This is a genomic window from Yersinia frederiksenii ATCC 33641 (genome assembly GCF_000754805.1).
GTDB lineage: Bacteria > Pseudomonadota > Gammaproteobacteria > Enterobacterales > Enterobacteriaceae > Yersinia > Yersinia frederiksenii.
The window spans coordinates 2,291,326-2,310,764 of sequence record NZ_KN150731.1 but is presented as its reverse complement, the minus strand read 5'-3'; the positions used below and the strand labels follow the sequence as shown (position 1 = coordinate 2,310,764).

Sequence of the window (19,439 nt, the reverse complement as noted above, 5' to 3'; positions counted from 1 at the left end):
CGACGACTTCTCCAAAAAGTTGTTTGTATTAATGCCTGGCATCTGCGGGCGTTAATGGGATATAAAAATATCTGTATGTAGTTGTCTGTGGAGATTTTTTCCGCAAACATCCTGAGTTGATGAGAGAATGTTAGTCGAGAAGTTGAGAAGTTGTTAGCAAGTAAAACTGTCGTTTTTCATCAAAAAAACTGAAGTGACAGAAGATAAAAGCCTGCTTATGGCGGGAACCCGCAGAGAGCAGGCTGAGTGAGATTCTGGCGGTATTAACTATCAGTTTATAGCGGTGACCGGAACAGTCTTGGTGGGCATTAACGTAGTAAAAAAGTTTTTTTAAACAATTGGATAGTGCCCCATACACTGACCGCTCTACGCGACCAGCGGATTAACTTACTGGGGTGGCGGATGCCATATAACGCCACAATGCTTGAGCCAACCATCAAATATTTTCGCATACCGACGATTTTCGCCCAGCCACGATCATAAGGTGCGGTGACTTCAATCCAATGCGCAGCACTGTTAGCGAGATCCAGACGTTGCTGCTGGATCTCCCGTAACAATGCGGCTTTCTCCTGTGCTAATTGACGGCGGCTCAACGCTCTTTCTCCAATAATTCGCGATCCGTTTCCAACTGCTTACGGGTTGAACCTAGCAGAGTGGAGCGGCGCGCTTTGGTGAGAGTCCAGATAACACCAATTATTGCCAGTGCTAATAGCACTGCCGTTGTCGATCCTAACGCCATTAAACGATAGGCAGGATCAATAGCCCATATCACCAATACCAACAGGCTCATTAAACCGAAAGCGGTCAACAGCAGAGTGATCCCTGCCATCATCAGCAACTGAATCAGTGTTGCTTTTTCTTCTTCCAGCTCAATCGCAGCCAGACGGACACGGGTTTCAACCATGCCAACGACAATGGTAGCGATGCGGTGAACCGTATCGAGGACCCCTTTACCGGGGCCCTGAGTTTGAGGGAGTTCTGCCATAATTAGCGGCGAGACAACAGAACGCCTAACACCACGCCGATAGCGGCACCGATACCAACGCCATGCCATGGGTTATCATGGACATAAGTGTCAGCTTTATCAGCAATCTCTTTGGTTTGGGCAGCGATTCTATCGCTAGTTTCACTCAGACGCTCGCGTGTGTCTTTCAACGCGCTTTCAGCCTTAGCTCGTAGCTTATCTAGCTCAGCTTTCGGCTTATCGGTCGAAGATTGCAGTACTTCTTCCAAAGTATCAGCCAATGACTTAAGTTCAGCGCGCAAATGTTCAGAGGTTTTATCTTGTGGCATGTAATAGCTCCTTAACATAACTGAGGTGAATACCTAATCTAGTGAATTTCTCTGGCAGTTGATAGGTTAATAATCCTAATAAATTCCAAATCATCCACTGTTTGTGTATTTAACTGTATTTAAATAGGGAGTCGCTACTTTTGTGCCTGAGCTTGTTTTAACTCAGCTTGTGCTTGCGTTAACTTTTTCTGTTGCTTGGTAATTTTGTCAGCGTCACCTTTTTGCTGAGCTTCTTTTAGCTCTTGTTTCCGCTCAGTGACTTTGTGCTGCTTTTCTTTGATTTTTTCCTGCCGCTCAGCTTTCAGGCTTTCAACGGTGCAATTGTTTTTCACTTCTTTCAATGCGGTTTCCAGACCTGCGGCGCGGCGGGTATTGCCATGCTGTTTGGCATAATCAATCTGCTGTTGGATTTCTTTAGCTTTGGTGTCGCATTCATTTGCTTGGGCGACGCCACAAAAAGCGATAATAGGTAACACCAACAGGAGAGAGCGACGTAACAACATAGTATTGCTTCCTTTTACAGCAAGAATCAGGGGAAATAGGCTGCCGTGAATGACTAAGCATAGCGCTGAATGATGTGATACCCAAGTTTACTACGGGATTTTTTATAGATTAATCATATATCAGCAGAATAAAAGGGTAATAAAGAAAGGATGAGTGCGGGAAGATAACTCCCCGCAGAGGAGATTACCCTACATTTTGTAGGTTATTTCTGAACGCGGGCAATAAGCGCTGACGTTTTTTTGACTCACTCGAGACAATCACATAGCCACTTGGCAGAATATCCTGCAAAACTTCAATGGCTTCTGTTTGTTGTTCTGGTGATTCCAGGCTCACCACCAGGCTATCATTCTCTGGGGTGATGCTTTTGATACGAATCCCACGCTGGTCGAGATGTTGGTAGAGATAAAATCCATCGGGTAAAGACAGCCCTTGCTGATTAGGCCGAATTTTCAACGCACTCTCCGTACGCATGATGATAGGCGTAAACAGCAACGCTGCCAGCAATAAAACCGTCACTGGCAGAATAAGATAGTGCCAGACCGGGCGGCCAAAACGGCCCCTGAGGTTGATCACTCTGGTTTACCTTTGTTTTTATCTTCAACGGGAGACGCGTTTTTTTTGCGCCAAAGCACATATAAAGAACCAAACAGGCCAATCACCAAGAGTGCCAACGGCAGCAACATCAGGACGAACATAACTTCATCTTCGTATTTCAAGAATACGGGGGTCTTACCAAAGGCAAAGCCCATAGTGGTCAGGATCAAGACCCAAAGCAGGCCACTCATCCAGTTGAAAAACTGAAAACGAGCATTGTTCAGGCCAGAAAGACCGGCAATTGTGGGTAACAATGTGCGTACGAATGCCAGGAAACGGCCAACCAACAAAGCGGATAGCCCGTGACGGTGGAACAAGTTATGGGCACGTTGGTGGTAATGAGCTGGTAGATGGGATAGCCATCCTTGCACGATTTTTGTATTCCCTAGCCATCGCCCCTGAATATAGCTGACCCAGCAACCAAGGCTGGCCGCGGTCGTTAATACCACCAGTGTTACTGGGAAACTCATCGCCCCTTTTGCAATCAATACGCCGACTAAAATCAGCAAACTATCGCCAGGTAAGAAGGCTGCTGGAAGTAAACCATTCTCCAGAAAAAGTATCACAAACAGTAGAATGTAAATGGCCCAGACTAGAGATGGGTTCGCCAACGTCTCATAGTCTTGTGCCCATAGAGCATGTAAGAGTTCTTTAATGATATCCATCTGGTATTCCTAAAACGTCATTGTTTGTTGTATGCATCGTTATGGATATAAACACGATAATAACGGTATCTGGTGGTTTTTCGTGTTTAAGCGATGGTTTCGATAAAGGTACCAAAAGGCACGTAGAACAAACCAATTCGCTGATATCTAGCCGTAAATTTACTTCTTGTTGAGTGACTTCGACAATGACTCAACAAAGACGTTATCACGCCAAATTGTGGTAGGTAAGCATCCCGCTGTATTGAGTATTGCTCTCTTTCCAGCCACCCACACGATTTTGCTGTGTCGATACATGGAATATCCAGTTGGAGTACTTCAGCAGTGGCAGTGATTGCCGCGGCTGTTTGTAGATTTCATCTGCCCTACTACTGCGAGACATTGCCAGATAGGGGTTGCTAAGCCAGTTGTTATTGGCCAAGGAAGGATTTACCGATCCACTAAAGTTAGTCGCACCCAGTCGATTCTTTATGGCAGTTTTTTTGACCGGGACACCCATCAAACGTAATTGCGAATAGAGACTTTTCTTTTGTAGATACAGGTAGGACGAAAACCCATTTACGGATGAAGATGTGTGGCTGGAATAGTGGCAGTCAAGTGCAAATAAGGTGACCGGTGAGGGTGAATGCATAGGCGATAGTAGGCTGCCGGAAACGGAACCGACCCAACACGACACTGCAATAAACAGAGCAAACAACCAGCGCATGTATTTGCGTTTCGCTCCCCAATCACCAGAATAAAAAAGTGCTGCCACTTTAGCAAAATAGCGAGATATGAAACAGGGAAATATAGAGGCTAGTTGAGTGTTTTTTAAGCGCTAGTTTAAAAAAAGGCCTAATGCTGACATTTGCTGACAGAACCCAACATTTACTGACCACAAAGCGGCATAAACTTGCAGGGAAGAGAAAGAATAGCGCTGGTTTCTCTTCCCTGTGAATTATCGCTGTAGAGGGTAAGGGTCCGTCTTAGTGTCCTCGTCCGCCTGCTGTCTGTTTGCTACGCTGGGGATATCGAGATGAACAACCGGGTTTTCAGTGAATAGGTAGCGGTCCACATTAAACTCAAAATCATCTGTAGTGGCACGGAATAGCATCTGTTTGGTGTTTTCCAGATGTTGCCACATGGCAAGTTTACTGGCGTAAGGATCTTTACGCATCAGCGCTTCAAGGATCCTGTCGTGGTCTTCGCACCAGCTCTCGATCGACATATCATCGATATGTTCGTGCAGTTTGATCCAGTAAGGGTTATGTACCCGCTGGCTCCACATCTTTTCGACAACCGTGGCCATGGCGGTATTTTGAGTTGCTAAAGCAACTTGCACATGAAATTTCAGATCCCACTGCGAGTCGCGGAAACGATCTTCTTGCCGTGCATGTTTTTGGATCTCAATTAATTGCACAATATCCTGCCGAGTCACTTGTGTAGCAGCAAATTCAGCAATATTACTCTCGATCAACTGACGCGCTTGTAATAGCTCAAAAGGACCCGCGGTAGCGAACTCAATGCCGTGGTTGGGCATCACCAGGTGCTTTTGCTTATTCGACATCACATGGATGCCGGATCCTTTGCGCACTTCTACGTAACCTTCCACTTCCAACATGATAATCGCTTCACGGACCACGGTTCGGCTGACATTCATTTCTTCGGAAATGTAGCGTTCTGCAGGCAATTTATCGCCTACCGGGTAAACACCCGCTTCGATGCGCTGCTTTAACTCTGCGGCTAACTGCTGGTACAACCGTCTGGTTTCTGTGAATTCCATGATTAAGGCTCTTGGGATCAATTGAGGTCGCAGATTTAGCGACTCATTTTGTCTGGAAGGCATGATATCCCGAAGGAGATACAATTGGACTTGTTATACCACTTATCCCTATTGGGTTCTAGTCATTGCTATCACAGTTATGATGGAAAAAATGCGGTAAATAAGGTGCAAAGAGGATGGATAAAAAAAGCCCGGCAAATCATTACCGGGCTGATGAGTTAATAATGGCTATTCAGATTAATTCTGTCCGGCCGGAGATTGTTGAATCGGGTTGATAACCGGTTCTACGGCTGGGCGGTTTTGTAGAACAGTCCAGATGACCACGACGGCCAACACGTCAAATACAGCCAGTGCTGCGAACAGCGGGCTGAAGCCCATGGTATCTGCCAAAGCACCGACCACTAGGGCGAACATGGTACTGGCGGTCCAGGCCGCCATACCGGTCAAGCCGTTGGCTGTTGCCACTTCGTTACGACCAAAAACGTCGGATGATAAGGTAATCAGTGCCCCAGACAGTGATTGGTGCGCAAAGCCACCAACACAAAGCAGTGCGATAGCGGCATAAGGGCTGGTGAACAGACCAATGGTCCCAGGTGCAATCATCAACAGACCACCCATAGTTACCACTAACTTACGGGAAACAATCAGATTAACTTTGAAGTATTTCTGGAATAACGGTGGCAGATAACCACCCAAGATGCAGCCTAAGTCGGCAAACAGCATTGGCATCCAGGCAAACATGGCGATCTCTTTCAGGTTAAAGCCATAAGCTTTAAACATGAACAGTGGGATCCAGGCGTTGAATGTCCCCCAGGCAGGCTCGGCCAGGAAACGTGGGATTGCAATCCCCCAGAACTGACGGTTACGGATAATCTGCATTGCAGACATCTTTTTAGCGTTAGCGGTGGAGTGCTGTGCTTCTTGACCACTGAGGATGTATTCACGTTCTTCATCAGTCAGTTTTTTCTGGTCTTTCGGGTGTTTGTAAAGGATTAACCAGGCAATTGCCCAAATCAGGCTAAGCACACCAGTGATGATAAATGCCATCTGCCAACTGTGCATCACGATAGCCCATACCACCAATGGTGGAGCAATCATGCCGCCGATAGAGGAACCAACGTTGAAGTAACCAACGGCAATGGAACGCTCTTTCGCAGGGAACCATTCACTACTGGCTTTCAGGCCCGCAGGGATCATAGCAGCCTCTGCCATACCTACCGCACCACGGGCGATAGCGAGACCACCCCAGCTACTGGCCAATGCAGTGCTCATACAGAATATGGCCCACATAATGGCAAACATGGCATAGCCCACTTTTGTGCCCATGACATCCAGAACATAACCGGCTACCGGTTGCATGATGGTGTAAGCAGCAGAATAAGCGGCAATAATGTAAGAGTATTGCTGTGTGGTGATATGTAACTGTTCTTGCAACGTTGGTGCAGCAACAGCAATAGCGTTACGTGTTAAGTAACCTAATATAGTGCCGACGGTGACCAAAGCGATCATGTACCAGCGTAAGCCTTTAATTTTACGCATCATTTATAACTTTCTCCCAGTCTAAGATTACTGCCATGAAACGTAGCCTGTCGTCACGTTTCATGGCGCAATTTGGTCCAATCCGACATTGCTGTGCATGCGGTGGTACCTGATGCTCCTTTTTGGGTCGAGTGGCGCAACAGCCTGTCTCCCTGAGATGGGTATTCAGAATGCTGTTGCTCCCGATATCACTTCGGTCTTAAGCCGTGTGTAGTAAGTGATATTTGTCGATGTGTTCCATCAGCGACGACCTTGCCCTTGCTATTTGAGGCCGCAGTGCTGGTACGGCCTCACTTTGATATCCCATTTGAGCCAAATTAGCGCATTTGTTTAAACATTGCGGGTGAGATGACTGATGGCGACGCAACAATAACTTGTCATACAGATTTAAAAGTTGAGTGACATCACAAAAACCACTTTTCAATTAGGGAATAATAGAACCCGACAGACTTAGTGCCGAAAGGGGCTAAATAGACTATAAATGTTGAGTATTTGTTCTTTTTGTTAGATTTTTGCGATATCCATCTATAAAAAAATGCTGGACGATAGATGAAATTGGTGTGATAACTTCGCGATAACAGAAAGCAGTACTCTAAGATGTACTCAAGTGAGGAACCCAATATGGCGCAGTTTTTGACCGAAGACTTTTTACTCGACACCGAATTCGCCCGTCGTCTGTATCATGACTATGCAAAAGATCAGCCGATCTATGATTATCACTGCCATTTACCCCCTGAACAGATCGCAGAAAATTACCGCTTTAAGAACTTGTATGACATCTGGCTGAAAGGTGACCATTACAAATGGCGTGCTATGCGGACTAATGGTGTTGCAGAGCGTCTGTGTACGGGGGATGCCAGTGACCGCGAAAAGTTTGAAGCTTGGGCAGCCACGGTTCCTCATACTATCGGCAACCCGCTGTATCACTGGACACATCTTGAACTGCGTCGCCCATTTGGTATTACAGGTAAGCTGCTATCCCCTGCAACGTCAGAAGAAATCTGGCAGCGCGGTAACGAATTGCTGGCTCAGGACAACTTCTCCGCGCGCGGCATCATGCAGCAGATGAATGTCAAAATGGTCGGTACCACTGACGATCCTATTGATGACCTGCGCCATCACAAAGCCATTGCTGCTGACGGTAGCTTCAATATTAAAGTATTGCCAAGCTGGCGCCCGGACAAAGCTTTCAACATTGAAGCTGCGGGTTTCAACGACTATATGCAACGTTTGGAAGCTGCCGCCGATACCTCCATCAGCCGCTTTGCTGATCTCTGTACTGCCCTGAACAAACGTATGGATCACTTTGCCACCCACGGTTGTAAAGTTTCTGACCACGCATTGGATGTGGTGGTTTACGGTGAAGCCGACGAAGCCACTCTGGATGCTATTCTGGCGCGTCGTCTGGCTGGTAATCAGCCAAGCGCTGAAGAGACCGCTCAGTTTAAAACCGCAGTGTTGCTCTTCCTGTCAGGTGAATATCACCGCCGTGAATGGGTGCAGCAGTATCACATCGGTGCACTGCGGAACAACAACAGCCGCATGTTCAATCTGGTGGGGCCGGATATCGGCTTTGACTCTATTAATGACCAGCCGCTGGCACAACCTCTGTCTCGTCTACTGGATGCTCAGGGTCTGCGTAATGCTCTGCCAAAAACCATTCTTTACTGCTTGAATCCACGTGATAACGAAGTGATCGGCACCATGGTCGGTAACTTCCAGGGCGAAGGTGCTGCTGGGAAAATGCAGTTTGGTTCTGGCTGGTGGTTCAACGACCAAAAAGATGGCATGCAACGTCAAATGACCCAGTTGGCACAGCTTGGCTTATTGAGCCGCTTTGTCGGCATGCTGACTGATAGCCGCAGTTTCTTATCTTATACCCGCCATGAATACTTCCGTCGCATTCTATGCCAGATGATTGGTCGCTGGGTCGAAGACGGCGAGGCTCCGGCAGATATTGAGTTGCTGGGATCCATGGTGAAAAACATCTGCTTTGATAATGCCAAGCAGTATTTCGCCATCGAGCTGTAATCGCCCAAAGCGATTTAGCGATATGTCCAAAGAACGAATAACGGGGCCGGTTACCGGCTCTGTTTAACTTTAACTTATTGTTTAATTAACGCTTGGCTGCGCTGCGGTAAAGCCCTCTCTGCGAAGAAAGGATTGTCTGCAAAGCACGGACTGTCAGTAATGATGGGTCCACGGCTGCATGCGTTATGAGGTGAACCTTGATGCAAACCCTGAACCGTCGTGACTTTCCTGGCTGTAGCCACCCTGACAAAATCATTCAATTTGGTGAAGGCAACTTCCTGCGTGCTTTTGTCGACTGGCAGATTGATTTACTCAATGAGCATACCGACCTGAATGCCGGGATCGTGGTGATCCGTCCGATCGATACTGATTTCCCTCCTTCACTCAGTACTCAGGATGGTCTGTATACTGCGGTGATCCGTGGTTTGAATGAGCAGGGTGAAGCGGTGCGTGAATCCCGCCTGATCCGCTCTGTGAACCGTGAAATTAATATCTACCGCCAGTTTGATGAATATCTGGCGCTGGCACGTGATGCCAATATTCGCTTTATGTTCTCAAACACCACTGAAGCGGGGATTGCTTGGAATGAAGCGGACCAATTCAATGATGCGCCGCCAAGCTCTTTCCCGGCCAAATTGACGCGGTTGCTGTTCGAACGCTTTGAGCATTTTAACGGTGCTGCGGATAAAGGCTGGGTGCTGCTGCCGTGTGAACTGATCGATTATAACGGCGAAGCACTGCGTGAACTGGTGCTGCGTTATGCCAGCCATTGGCAACTGCCAGCGGCATTCACTCAGTGGTTGACTGAAAACAACACCTTCTGTTCAACCTTGGTCGACCGCATTGTGACGGGCTACCCACGTGATGAAGTTGCTGCGCTACAAACTGAACTGGGTTATCAAGACAGCTTCCTGGATACCGCCGAATATTTCTATCTGTTTGTTATTCAAGGGCCAAAAGAGCTGGCACAAGAGCTTCGTCTGGATAAATTAGATCTGAATGTCCGTATCGTTGATGACATCAAACCCTATAAAGAACGTAAAGTTGCCATTCTGAATGGCGCGCACACCGCACTGGTGCCGGTCGCTTATCTATCTGGATTAGATACTGTCGGCCAGACCATGGACGACGCACAAATCAGCAGCTTTGTAGAAAAAACCATTACTGAAGAGATTGTTCCCGTTTTGGATTTACCTGAAGACGAGCTGTTGTCATTCTCTCAGGCAGTATTAAGTCGCTTCCGCAACCCGTTTATTCAGCATCAGTTGTTATCTATTGCTTTGAATGGCATGACAAAATTCCGTACTCGTATTTTGCCTCAGTTGCTGACTTATCAGCAGCAGCAAGGCAAGTTGCCACCGCGTCTGACCTTTGCACTGGCTGCACTTATCGCCTTTTATCGTGGTGAGCGTGATGGTCAAACCTATCCACTGCAGGATGATGCCCATTGGCTGGAGCGTTTTTCAACACTATGGAGTGGTGTAAAACACGGTGATATCGCGCTGGCTGAGTTGGTTAACAGCGTACTGTCTGATGCAGGTCATTGGGGGCAGGATCTGACCGCAGTGCCGCAACTGGCAAATCAAGTAACAGAGCAACTGCAAACTATCATTGATCGCGGTATGAGAGCTGCCGTCGCGACATACAGCTAAAGGTTTAACTATGCAAAGTATTATAAAAATTCACCCGTTGGATAATGTCGCTGTCGCACTGCAAGACCTGGCCGCTGATGAAGTTCTGGAAATCGGCGAGTCTAGCGTTAAGTTGGCTCAGCCCGTGGTGCGTGGTCATAAATTTGCGTTAACGGCTATCGAACCAGGGCAAATGATCGTTAAGTATGGTTTGCCGATCGGCCATGCATTAACTCTGATCCAGCCAGGCGAACATATTCATTCGCAAAATGCCAAAACCAATCTTAGCGATCTGGATGAGTATCAGTATCAGCCGGAGTTTAGCGATTTGCCGCCGCAAATGGCTGATCGTGAAGTTCAAATCTACCGTCGCGCTAATGGTGACGTTGGGATCCGCAATGAGTTGTGGATCATTCCGACTGTCGGTTGCGTCAATGGTATTGCCCGGCAGATCCAGCAGCGTTTCCTGAAAGAAACACAAGATGCTGAAGGCATTGATGGCGTCTATCTGTTCAGCCATCCATTTGGCTGTTCACAGCTGGGTCAGGATCATGAAAATACCCGCACTATGCTGCAAAATATGGTGCGCCACCCTAATGCCGGCGCGGTGCTGGTGATCGGGCTGGGATGTGAAAACAATCAGGTTGACGTTTTCCAGACCACGTTGGGCAAAGTAGATGAAGATCGCGTGCACTTTATGGTCTGTCAGCAGCAGGATGATGAAGTTGAAGCGGGTCTGGAGCATCTGCGTGCTCTGTATCAGACGATGCGCAATGACAAGCGAGTTCCAGGCAAATTGAGTGAGTTGAAGTTTGGTCTGGAATGTGGCGGCTCTGATGGTTTATCAGGTATTACCGCTAATCCGCTACTGGGGCGTTTCTCCGACTATGTTATTGCCAATGGCGGGACGTCTGTTCTGACGGAAGTACCAGAAATGTTCGGCGCAGAAAGGATCCTGATGAGCCGCTGTCGTGATGAAGCGACCTTTGAAAAGACCGTTAGTATGGTCAATGATTTCAAACAGTACTTTATTGCGCACAATCAGCCGATTTATGAAAACCCCTCACCGGGCAATAAAGCGGGTGGTATCACCACGCTGGAAGAGAAATCTTTGGGCTGTACCCAAAAAGCGGGTCAGAGCCAAGTGGTCGATGTGCTGAAATATGGTGAGCGCTTGCAACGACCCGGCCTGAATTTACTCAGTGCTCCAGGTAATGATGCCGTGGCAACCAGTGCTCTAGCCGGTGCCGGTTGCCATATGGTGCTGTTCAGTACTGGCCGCGGCACACCTTATGGCGGCTTTGTACCAACAGTGAAACTGGCAACTAACAGTGAACTGGCCGCTAAAAAGCCCCATTGGATCGATTTCGATGCTGGCAAACTGATTCACGGCACGTCAATGGACGCGCTGCTGACGGAGTTTGTTGAGCTGATCGTCGAGATTGCAAATGGTAAACCGGCACGCAATGAAGTGAATGACTTCCGCGAGCTGGCGATCTTTAAAAGTGGCGTAACCTTGTAAAAGTCACGTTTTTTGATTAATATGAAACGGTGTTTTATTTTTTATGAATAAAGCGCCGTTTGTGTTATTAATCATATAAGACTCAGTGCGTACCAGGACCCACCATGACTTTCTATTGGTTTGCTCAATCTATTGGTGTATTGGCATTTTTTGTCGGTATCACCATGTTCTTCAACCGTGATGAGCGTCGTTTTAGACTTCAACTTTCTGCCTACAGCGCCATTATTGGTTGCCATTTCTTTCTCATGGGAGCCAGTGCCGCCGGTAGCAGTGCCATGCTTAATGCGCTGCGTAATCTGGTGGCCTCCAAAACCCGCAGTAATATTGCAATGATGGTGTTTATCATTCTGACGCTGGGTTTTGGGATCTGGCGCATGCAACACGCAGTAGAAATATTGCCGATTTTTGGCACGGTAATCAGTACCTGGGCACTGTTTCGCACCACCGGGCTGACAACTCGCTGTGTGATGTGGATATCCACCGTATGCTGGGTTATCCATAACGTTTGGTTGGGGTCTATTGGGGGTTCATTGATTGAGGGCAGTTTCTTGCTACTCAATGGTTTTAATATTATCCGCTTCCGCCGCCTGCAATTAAAAGGGATAGACCCTTTCAGGGTCGAAAAGAAAGTCGCGAAAGAAGACGTTAACCAATAAAAACGGGGGCCAGAAGCCCCCGCAAGTTGGACTGACCATTAACTTTAGGCGTTTTTGCGGTTCGCCAGCGGATCAGGATTTGCCAGTCGGGCATCGTCGGCCTGGCAGGCTGCGGCAGTAAAGAGCACGTCAGTTGAGGAGTTCAGCGCAGTTTCAGCAGAATCCTGCAACACGCCAATAATGAAACCAACAGCGACCACCTGCATTGCCACTTCGTTTGGAATACCAAACATGCCGCAAGCCAGCGGAATCAACAGCAGCGAACCACCAGCAACCCCAGATGCCCCACAGGCACAAACTGCTGCAACCACACTTAACAGCAAGGCGGTTGGCAGATCCACAGCAATACCTAAGGTATGAACCGCCGCCAGTGTCAGCACGGTAATGGTTATCGCGGCACCGGCCATGTTAATGGTGGCACCCAACGGAATAGAAACTGAGTAAGTATCTTCGTGCAAGTTCATTTTCTTGCACATTTCCATATTAACCGGAATGTTAGCTGCTGAACTGCGGGTAAAGAAGGCAGTAACGCCGCTTTCACGCAAGCAGGCAAACACCAACGGATAAGGGTTACGACGAATTTTCCAGAAAACAATCAGTGGGTTAACCACTAATGCGACTAATAACATACAGCCAATCAGAACCACCAGCAGTTGCACATAGCCCAGCAATACACTAAAGCCAGTTTCTGCCATGGTGGAGGATACCAGACCGAAAATACCCAGTGGCGCGAAGCGGATGACCACGCGAACCACTTTGGTAACGGCATCTGACATATCAGTAATTAAGGATTTGGTCGTGTCTGCGGCATGACGCAAGGCAATACCCAGCCCCACAGCCCAAGCTAAAATCCCGATATAGTTGGCATTAAGTAGTGCATTAATCGGGTTCGCTATCACACTGTTCAGCAAGCCTTTTAATACTTCAACAATCCCTGTTGGCGGAGAGATATCCGCATTGAGGGTGGCTAATACCAAGGTTGATGGAAACATAAAGCTGACCACAACGGCAACCAGTGCTGCAGAGAATGTCCCCAACAGATACAAGAACAAAATAGGGCGGATACTGGTTTTTTGGCCTTGTCTATGGTTGGCAATCGAGGACATCACCAACATCAAAACCAGAACGGGTGCAACGGCTTTTAATGCGCCAACGAATAACGAGCCTAGCAAGCCGACAGCCAGTGCCGCTTGGGTTGAGACCAAGGCTAAAATAATCCCGGCAATCAAGCCGACCAGGATCTGTTTAACCAAACTGCCGCGGATAATAAATCCGATAAAACCAGATTGTGTCTTTTCCATAGTTTTCTAGTGACGCCTCTTCCCAAGTTAAACTTGTTTTATTTTTAGTTGATCAATGCATGAGCCGGAACGTGGCTCAGTGTGTGTCTCACACCTGTAACTAAGAGCTTACCCATTAAGGCTATTTTATTTGCCATTTTGAACTTGGGCAGTGCTCAGAATCCTCACGTACTACGTGTACGCTCCGGTTCTTGCGCGCTGTCCGTGTTCAAACTGACCACAACAATTACGCCTACTGGATAATCTCTTGATATTATTTGTAACTGTGTGTGTTTGCTTTGACAGTATAAGGGAATCTATTGAGCAGGAAAGAGGCAATCAGCAAAATACAATGCAGATCAAATTTACATAACATTTTGTTTACATTTATGTGATCGTAATAACATTTGGCTGATAGCAAGTATGACGAGATAAATACGGGGTAATGGCTACCCCGTAGACTATATTGTCCCGCTAACCTAACTATTTATTGGCAGTCTTATCTGCTGCTAAACGACGGTCCGCTCGATGATTTGCCCAGACATTAATGATCAATGTCAGAGCCAAAATACCTGCCACCACTCCTAATGAAATACCAATAGGGATATGGAATAGATCGATAATCATCATTTTGATACCAATAAAGACCAAAATAACGGATAGACCGTACTTCAACATTGAGAAGCGCTCAGCGACATTTGCTAATAGGAAATACATGGCTCGCAGACCTAAAATAGCAAACAGGTTAGAGGTCAAAACGATAAACGGATCGGTCGTTACCGCGAAGATGGCCGGAATACTATCAACGGCAAAAATCACGTCGCTCAATTCAACCAAAATTAATACTAATACCAGCGGAGTGGCATAGAGGAGGCCATTCTTGCGTACCGTAAAGCGGTCGCCATGCAACTCGTCGGTCATGCGCAGATGATTGCGGATCCAACGTACCAGCGGCTTGTCGCCAATCGGCGTATTGTCCTCTTTTGCCATTGCCATTTTGATACCGGTAAACAGGAGGAAGGCACCAAACAGGTATAGGATCCAGCTAAATTGGGACACCAACCAGCTGCCGGCAAAAATCATAATGGTACGCAGTACAATTGCACCCAGTACACCGTAAATCAGCACCCGGCGCTGCAAGTTGGCAGGAACAGCAAAGTAGCTAAATAGCATCAACCAGACGAAGACGTTATCGACAGCGAGTGCTTTCTCAATTAGGTAGCCGGTAAGGAAGGCCAGTGCTTGTTTGTCGGCAATTTCACGTCCGACAGTTTCGGCCAGATACCACCAGAAACCGGCGTTAAACAGCAAAGACAAGCTTACCCACACCAGTGACCAACAGGCGGCTTGACGCAGTGTCATGGTTTGTGAGCCACGGCGCCCCTGCAACAGTAAGTCGATGGCGAGCATAATCGTCACCACTACAGCAAAACTACCCCACAGTAAGGGAGTACCCACGGTATTCATCATTAAGGAACCTCATAAAAACAAAACGGCCAACGTCGGAAGACGCCAGCCGCTATGATTGAGCTGCAAGCAAACCTCGCCTTCCGGCAAGGTCTCACTTACAACTCTATTAATGTAAAAGCCCAAATTAGGTGCTGAAACATTAATGAGGTTGCCCGGTAACCGGGTGCTTTCGCACCGTAATGACGGCAAACCGGCAATGAAGTTACTCCCCTTTGCCGCGCAAAAATAATTGAAAACGGCCTGCGGGTCAATCACTGAAACAAAATATTAACTATCCTCTCTAACTTAAAGCCATACAGAGGATTAGCTGTGTTCAGATTTGCTCCCGGTTAGACTCGTCACTCAATCATTTAATTGGGTTGGCTGATCAGGATTTGCTCACTTGCTACCGACTTGCAACGCCAATTACTTTGGGTATATAGCCAGTGGCTGGGTATCAGCCGGGAAAATAACACCGGTCTGGCGACGAATATCCGTCTGAATACGCGATGTCAGCAACGAGAGCTGTAAACCATCGTGTTCCACCTGTTTATTGTCCACCAGATTGGCAAAAACCTCAGCTTCATACAGCATAGTATTAATATGCTGAGGTTGCGTCAGGTCTTGTGAATGACTACCGCGTGGTGTGAAGGCCACGGAGAGGCATTCAGAGATGCTTTCAATAACCAGTGAGCCATCCTCTCCCTGAATTTCACTGGGAATATCGGACTGACTGACTTTTGAGTGGATGATAACGACATCAAAATCGCCATAATTCAGACAAACCGTACCATGTGCGTCAACACCACTCGGCAGTAAGCTCGCGCTCGCGAGTACGGACTTTGGCTCCCCCCATAAAGCCAGGGCGCTGGCCAGACAGTAGTAACCGATATCCATTATCGAGCCATTAGAAAATGCCGGATTAAACGTATTGGGATTTTCACCATTCAGATAGCGCTGATAACGCGAAGAATACTGACAGAAGTTGATAAAGGCTTTGCGTAATTTACCCACTCGCGGCAGTGACTGCTTTATTTGCATAAAATTAGGCAGGTAGGCTGTTTTAAAGGCTTCGAACAACACTACTTGGTGTTCACGGGCGCAGGCAACCAAGGCTTCGACCTCTGCCAAGTTGGAAGCTAACGATTTTTCGCAAATAACGTGTTTTTTGTGACTGAGGAACAGCTTAGCTTGGGGATAATGTAAGGAGTTCGGGCTGGCGATATACACCGCATCAATCTGATCACTTGCTGCCATTGCTTCAAGATTATCAAAGCATTCAGTAACGTTATAATCCTCGCCAAACTGTTCAGCTTGCTCCAATTTGCGAGAGTAAACAGCCACCAGTTTCATTTTGCCACTTTCGTGGGCAGCATCGACAAAGCGCGCGGTGATCCAATTGGTGCCAATGACAGCGAAGCGAATCATAGTGAACTCCATTCCCAGAAGAAAAACACGTTGGACTACCAGATTATCACGCCGCGCAGAGCCATGGATTGATTTCTTACCCGGCAGATTGGTGACCCGAATCACGCACTTAAACAGGTTTATCGGGACTTTCTTGTTTGTCGCCTTACTGCAAGATGAAATCTATTGGGCAGACAAGCTGGATGCTAGTAAATGGTGCCAAACAGATCCAAGTGTGTCAGATAGAGGCGTGTATCAAACTCTAGCTGATGATATTGCGGCTCCATATGACAGCACAAACTGTAGAATGCTTTGTTGTGATCTTTCTCTTTCAAATGCGCCAATTCATGCACCACAATCATTTTTAAAAAAGCTTCGGGTGCATTTTTAAATACCGTAGCGACTCGAATTTCTGCTTTGGCTTTCAATTTTCCGCCCTGCACTCTGGAAATCGCAGTGTGCAGGCCGAGTGCATGTTTCATCACTTGGATTTTGCTGTCATAGGCTACTTTACTGAGTGGCTGAGCATTGCGCAGATACTGATTCTTCAGATCAACCGTATATTGGTACAGCATTTTATCTGTATTGTAATCATGGGGTTGTGGATAGCGCTGGCGCAATACATTCCCGAGCCGCTGTTCGGTAATCAGTTGCTGTACTTGAGACTGTAAGTGTTCGGGATAACCTTGTAGATAGGTCAGTTCCGGCATGGGTATTTGCTCTAGGTAAAATCATTATCGTACTTGAAGATATCAGGTGATTCAAACAAACCCCTAATGTCAGCATTGCTACTGACATCGGGGGTTTTGATTTAATGCAGGAGGGTAACCGCAGTCATGGCTGGTTTAGAAACGATAATTAGCCCCTAGAGTGGCTTGCGTATCGCGGTAGCTGTGGCCGCCAAATTGATGGCCTATATGAGTCCACACCAGTAGATTTTTATTGATGTTAGCTTCTATACCCACTTTGAGGTCAGCAATATTACGCGTTCCTTGCGGTGCAATATGGACACTCGCTAATTCTGTTTTGTTTTGTAGCTTTTCTGGGGTGATATAGATATTTGATAATTGTACCCCTGGATTCATACGATTATAAATCCAGTTAGCCTCAAATGAGGGGCTGACTTGCAGGGTTCTGGTCGATGATAAGGTTTCAATATCAAACTCCCATGCTGTACGCATACCCAACTTGGTTGTCACCGCGCTATTCTCGTCAACTCTAGCCTGGGTTTCAGATTCATTATGCTGGAGCCCGCTAGTGCGCTGCCACGACACCTTTGCCTTAGGTTGGATAAAGAACCGAGTATCTGCTGTTTCGATCAACTGAACTTTGTAGCCTGTTTCCAATGCTGTGGTAAACAGATAAGACCTATAATTCGCACCCGTGGCGATTTTTGCGGCTTGAATGTGGTTATTGAACCAGCTGTATTGTGCTAGTAAGTCAATATAAGGCCCGGTTTTATTGTGGTTATCGGCATACCAGATGCTATATAAACCAAGGTTATAACCATCAACTGAACCATTCGCCTGATGATGAGATGATGTGGAGTGGCTATGGTTTGTGGCTTTACCTACACCCGCAGTCAGCCCCAAAAGCCCCTGATCATTACCACCGCTACTCCATTTGTTTAATGTGCCTCCGAGTTGGACTGCATAGCGGCTACTTTTTGTATGCAACTGACCATGACCCGAGCTAAAGCGGTTTTTTGAACCGGTAGTATTGAGCCACAGGCTACTGATGTCGGTTTCGCCGGTGATGGGATCGGTATAGAGCCTTTCACCCAGACGGTATTGCAAGTCATCAGTCATAAACATCTGCTGAGTGGCGAGTTGGTTGGCAATATAGTTACCCGCTTGCGGATGATGGCTAATGATGGGTGCGGGTTTAGGGGGCGGGGCTAATCTAGGGGCCGGCGGCTGAGCTATTTTTTGAGAGCTGATAGGCGCTTTTTCAACCGCTTTGGGTTCAACCGCTGCCTCTGCGGTACTCTCAGGTTCAGCAGCGAACAGATTACCCACTATGGGGTAGGCTAAGTTAGATACATCAGTAATTTCGGTAACAAGACTATTTAGCCCAGTGAGTAAAGCATCTTCTTTATCGTCGACTTTTTCATTAGTGGTACTTAGTACAAGATCATTGCTTAAAGCGGTTAGTAACATTGATGCATCTTTAGATGGTTTGCCATCGAATACATCTTTAATCATATCTGCAAAACGTTTAGTGTTTTTCTCTGTTGATTTCAGTCGTTGTGTCTGTGCATGTTCAAGGCTATCCCGCTCCGATCGTACCGTCTCTGCGGCACTCTCAGGCGCAGCATAGAGTACATTACCTACTTCTGCTTCTTTCGGCGCATCTATCTCTTCCTGTGCCCCTGCCCATAGCCATCCCGGTTTCCGTGCCTCTTTCTGTGCACCTTCCTGTGTCTTTTCTCGTTCCCTTTGTGCCTTTTCTTTTTCCTTTTGTGCCCATTCCCGTTCCCTCTGTACTCTCTGAGTCCATTCCCGTTTCTGTTCCCCACTTACCAATTTATCTTCCTCTACCCGTGCCAGTGCCTGTCGCAGTGTCTCTGCATGCTCAACGTGATCCTGTGCTTCAGACAAATCTGGCTGAGCGAGCCTTTCATGTAGATATGGGCTTGGAGGTGGGCTTGGATATCCCACTTCTTGTCGGTCGTTGTCATGAATATCTGCCAAATGGTTAGTGTTTTTCTCTGTTGATTTCAGTCGTTGTTGTTGCGGTCTATCATGTTCTTCTCGTATAAACGGCTCTTCTGGTGCCTTACTTAGATCCATTTCATACCAACTACCGTCATATGGTCTTGGTTGTTGTTCCTGTATTTGTTGGTTTTGGTTATCAGTCTTTGCCCATGCTGCAGGGCTGCTTAATACCAATAACAATACACTGATAGCTTTGGCGCAAGGTGCCAGGCGATAAGGCAATGAGGGAGAGTCAATAGAGTGTTGTATAAGATTTGATATAGACATTCTTGGTTTACCTTCCTGGTAATTGATATCTAAGTTTTTATAATTACGGATTATTATTACTTCCAGCTATAAAATGCAGACTTGATATCAAGATAATATATTGGTGGCTTTGACATTCCGGAGCA

18 protein-coding genes are annotated in these 19,439 nt (G+C 47.1%); 4 read left to right on the top strand and 14 right to left on the bottom strand.

The features are described 5' to 3' along the window. Positions 1 to 308: 308 nt before the first annotated feature. The 9 genes from DJ58_RS11500 to DJ58_RS11540 form a co-directional block, all read right to left on the bottom strand. Positions 309 to 593, bottom strand: a complete 285-nt coding sequence (locus tag DJ58_RS11500; RefSeq protein ID WP_032911253.1) for a YqjK-like family protein — start codon at positions 591 to 593, stop codon at positions 309 to 311. Beyond that, complete coding sequence (locus DJ58_RS11505; RefSeq protein WP_004709854.1) at positions 590 to 985, bottom strand: phage holin family protein; 396 nt, start codon at positions 983 to 985, stop codon at positions 590 to 592. The genes DJ58_RS11500 and DJ58_RS11505 overlap by 4 nt, the downstream gene beginning before the upstream one ends. A gap of 2 nt (positions 986 to 987) precedes the next feature. Then, positions 988 to 1,293 carry an ElaB/YgaM/YqjD family protein gene (locus DJ58_RS11510; protein ID WP_004709853.1) on the bottom strand — a complete coding sequence of 102 codons (306 nt, stop codon included), beginning with the start codon at positions 1,291 to 1,293 and terminating at the stop codon, positions 988 to 990. 134 nt (positions 1,294 to 1,427) lie between these two features. Continuing rightward, positions 1,428 to 1,796 (bottom strand): DUF1090 domain-containing protein, encoded by a 369-nt coding sequence (locus DJ58_RS11515; RefSeq protein ID WP_032911251.1) that lies wholly within the window; start codon positions 1,794 to 1,796, stop codon positions 1,428 to 1,430. Positions 1,797 to 1,980: 184 nt separating this feature from the next. Continuing rightward, positions 1,981 to 2,370 (bottom strand): EnvZ/OmpR regulon moderator MzrA, encoded by a 390-nt coding sequence (gene mzrA / locus DJ58_RS11520; protein ID WP_032911249.1) that lies wholly within the window; start codon positions 2,368 to 2,370, stop codon positions 1,981 to 1,983. Beyond that, positions 2,367 to 3,056, bottom strand: coding sequence for a DedA family protein (locus DJ58_RS11525; RefSeq protein ID WP_004709849.1), 690 nt, complete (start codon positions 3,054 to 3,056; stop codon positions 2,367 to 2,369). Before DJ58_RS11525 ends, mzrA begins: the two co-directional genes overlap by 4 nt. A 205-nt stretch (positions 3,057 to 3,261) precedes the next feature. Then, positions 3,262 to 3,759 carry a hypothetical protein gene (locus DJ58_RS11530; RefSeq protein WP_032911247.1) on the bottom strand — a complete coding sequence of 166 codons (498 nt, stop codon included), beginning with the start codon at positions 3,757 to 3,759 and terminating at the stop codon, positions 3,262 to 3,264. Positions 3,760 to 3,990: 231 nt separating this feature from the next. Next, positions 3,991 to 4,815, bottom strand: a complete 825-nt coding sequence (gene exuR, locus DJ58_RS11535) for a transcriptional regulator ExuR (RefSeq protein ID WP_050130390.1) — start codon at positions 4,813 to 4,815, stop codon at positions 3,991 to 3,993. Positions 4,816 to 5,052: 237 nt separating this feature from the next. Beyond that, on the bottom strand, positions 5,053 to 6,357 hold the full coding sequence (locus DJ58_RS11540) for an MFS transporter (RefSeq protein WP_004709845.1): 1,305 nt from the start codon (positions 6,355 to 6,357) through the stop codon (positions 5,053 to 5,055). 618 nt (positions 6,358 to 6,975) lie between these two features. Here DJ58_RS11540 and uxaC point away from each other — a divergent pair. From uxaC to DJ58_RS11560, 4 genes are all read left to right on the top strand, one after another. Then, a complete protein-coding gene (gene uxaC / locus DJ58_RS11545; protein ID WP_004709844.1) occupies positions 6,976 to 8,385 on the top strand; it encodes a glucuronate isomerase in 1,410 nt (469 codons plus the stop codon). A gap of 200 nt (positions 8,386 to 8,585) precedes the next feature. Further along, positions 8,586 to 10,037, top strand: a complete 1,452-nt coding sequence (locus DJ58_RS11550) for a tagaturonate reductase (protein WP_004709842.1) — start codon at positions 8,586 to 8,588, stop codon at positions 10,035 to 10,037. Between the two features lie 10 nt (positions 10,038 to 10,047). Continuing rightward, the gene (locus DJ58_RS11555; protein ID WP_004709840.1) at positions 10,048 to 11,538 is read left to right on the top strand and encodes a UxaA family hydrolase; all 1,491 of its coding nucleotides are present in this window, start codon (positions 10,048 to 10,050) and stop codon (positions 11,536 to 11,538) included. A 104-nt stretch (positions 11,539 to 11,642) separates the two neighbouring features. Then, the gene (locus DJ58_RS11560; RefSeq protein ID WP_004709839.1) at positions 11,643 to 12,194 is read left to right on the top strand and encodes a YgjV family protein; all 552 of its coding nucleotides are present in this window, start codon (positions 11,643 to 11,645) and stop codon (positions 12,192 to 12,194) included. Between the two features lie 44 nt (positions 12,195 to 12,238). Here the strand turns inward: DJ58_RS11560 and sstT are convergent, their stop codons facing one another. The 5 genes from sstT to DJ58_RS23890 form a co-directional block, all read right to left on the bottom strand. After that, positions 12,239 to 13,495, bottom strand: a complete 1,257-nt coding sequence (gene sstT / locus DJ58_RS11565) for a serine/threonine transporter SstT (RefSeq protein WP_004709836.1) — start codon at positions 13,493 to 13,495, stop codon at positions 12,239 to 12,241. Positions 13,496 to 13,957: 462 nt separating this feature from the next. Further along, positions 13,958 to 14,944: a TerC family protein gene (locus DJ58_RS11570; protein ID WP_004709835.1), complete on the bottom strand. Its 987-nt coding sequence runs from the start codon at positions 14,942 to 14,944 to the stop codon at positions 13,958 to 13,960. A 405-nt stretch (positions 14,945 to 15,349) separates the two neighbouring features. Continuing rightward, on the bottom strand, positions 15,350 to 16,351 hold the full coding sequence (locus tag DJ58_RS11575) for a Gfo/Idh/MocA family protein (RefSeq protein ID WP_004709833.1): 1,002 nt from the start codon (positions 16,349 to 16,351) through the stop codon (positions 15,350 to 15,352). Between the two features lie 185 nt (positions 16,352 to 16,536). Continuing rightward, the gene (locus DJ58_RS11580) at positions 16,537 to 17,040 is read right to left on the bottom strand and encodes a M48 metallopeptidase family protein (RefSeq protein ID WP_004709831.1); all 504 of its coding nucleotides are present in this window, start codon (positions 17,038 to 17,040) and stop codon (positions 16,537 to 16,539) included. Between the two features lie 135 nt (positions 17,041 to 17,175). Further along, positions 17,176 to 19,314, bottom strand: a complete 2,139-nt coding sequence (locus DJ58_RS23890; RefSeq protein ID WP_004709829.1) for an autotransporter family protein — start codon at positions 19,312 to 19,314, stop codon at positions 17,176 to 17,178. Positions 19,315 to 19,439 lie beyond the last annotated feature (125 nt).